The organism is Stenotrophomonas sp. HMWF023 (genome assembly GCF_003060985.1).
Classification (GTDB): Bacteria; Pseudomonadota; Gammaproteobacteria; order Xanthomonadales; family Xanthomonadaceae; genus Stenotrophomonas; species Stenotrophomonas lactitubi.
Window position 1 is genome coordinate 9250 of record NZ_QAIJ01000122.1, and the last position, 1556, is coordinate 10805.

2 protein-coding genes and 1 pseudogene are annotated in these 1556 nt (G+C 65.4%); all 3 read right to left on the minus strand.

The features are described 5' to 3' along the window. Positions 1–219, minus strand: a pseudogene (locus tag DBR20_RS22735) (RNA polymerase factor sigma-54); the annotation flags it as partial. Positions 220–259: 40 nt separating this feature from the next. Next, positions 260–979, minus strand: a complete 720-nt coding sequence (gene lptB, locus DBR20_RS06425) for an LPS export ABC transporter ATP-binding protein (RefSeq protein WP_025874019.1) — start codon at positions 977–979, stop codon at positions 260–262. Beyond that, entirely contained in the window at positions 979–1500 is a 522-nt protein-coding gene (gene lptA / locus DBR20_RS06430) for a lipopolysaccharide transport periplasmic protein LptA (RefSeq protein WP_108265598.1), read from the minus strand. Before lptA ends, lptB begins: the two co-directional genes overlap by 1 nt. Positions 1501–1556: the final 56 nt, after the last annotated feature.

Genomic DNA, 1556 nt, shown 5'->3' on the forward strand with positions numbered 1-1556 from the left:
GTCATTGTCGCCGCCCGCCTCGTCGCTGCTGGCGTCCTTGTCGACACCGGCGCCTTCGTCGCTGCTGTCGGACCAGTCCAGCAGTGGATTGCTCTCCACCGCCTGGGCGATTTCCAGCTCCAGCTCGGTCGTGGACATCTGCAGCAGCTTGATCGCCTGCTGCAGCTGGGGCGTAAGCACCAGCTGCTGTCCCAACGATGTCTGCAGCCGAGTCTTCATGCCTGTGCCGAACGGAAGGGAGAGGGCCCGGCGGCCGCGGTTACAGCTTGAAGGAATCCCCAAGGTAGACGCGGCGTACGTCGGCGTTGTCCAGGATCGCCTCGGGCGAGCCCTGAGCCAGTACGGTGCCCTCTGCGAGGATATACGCGCGGTCGCAGATTCCCAAGGTCTCGCGCACGTTGTGGTCGGTGATCAGCACACCGATGCCGCGTTGCTTGAGATGGGTGACGATGCGCTGGATTTCACCGACCGAGATCGGGTCCACACCAGCGAAGGGTTCGTCGAGCAGGATCAGCCGCGGCTTGGCGGCCAGTGCACGCGCGATCTCGCAACGACGGCGCTCACCACCGGACAGGCTGGCACCAAGCTGTTCGGACACGTGCCCCAGCTGCAGTTCGTCGAGCAGGCTGTTCAGTTCGCGCTCGCGGCCAGCCGAATCCAGGTCCTCGCGCAGTTCCAGCACCAGGCGCAGGTTGTCGGCCACGGTCAGCTTGCGGAACACCGACGGTTCCTGCGGCAGGTAACCCACACCCTGCTTGGCGCGGGTGTACATCGGGTCGCCGGTGATGTCCTTGCCGTCCAGCACGATGCTGCCGGCATCGGCACCGACCAGGCCGACGATCATGTAGAAGCAGGTGGTCTTGCCGGCACCGTTGGGACCCAGCAGGCCGACCACTTCGCCGGCGTCCAGGGTCAGCCCGAAGTCCTTGACGACTTCGCGCTGCTTGTAGCGTTTGCGCAGGCCAGTTGCGACGAGCATTACTTCTTGCCTCCCGCAGCCGGGGCGGCCGCAGGCGTCTTGTTCTTCGGCGGAATCACGGTGCGCACGCGGCTGCCATCGCCGCCGGAGTTCATCTCACCGCTGCGGGTGTTGTAGACCATGCGCTGGCCGGCATTGGTGCCGCGCGCGCTGGTGACCTTGTAGTTGCCGGTCAGGGTGATGATCTCGGTGGTGATGTCGTAGTCGATCCGGTCGGCCACCGCATCCATCCAGCTGCCATCGTCGAGCTGCTGCTTCATCTTGGCCTGCTTGCCGGTGAACACCGCACGCACGGCTTCGCCGCCCTTGAGGTAGATCTCGGCCTCGGACGAACGCAGGTCCAGCGTGCCCTGGGTGATGATCACGCCGCCCGACAGCACGGTCTTGCCGTCACCGGTGAGGGTGCCGGACTGCGCGCCGGAATCAATGTTCATCGCTTCATTGCGGTCGGTCGACTTGGCAAAGGCGACAGCCGGGACAAGAAGACTGAGTGCGAGCACGGCTGCAAAGGGAATCTTCATCGGGGTCCGTTCTACCGGTGGTGGCCCTCCGGCTGGACCGGGGGCTGCGGGTGGGG

Bases quoted from the DNA above. Each gene is read 5' to 3' on its own strand.
- lptB (WP_025874019.1), bottom strand. From the start codon at position 979: ATGCTCGTCGCAACTGGCCTGCGCAAACGCTACAAGCAGCGCGAAGTC.
- lptA (WP_108265598.1), bottom strand. From the start codon at position 1,500: ATGAAGATTCCCTTTGCAGCCGTGCTCGCACTCAGTCTTCTTGTCCCG.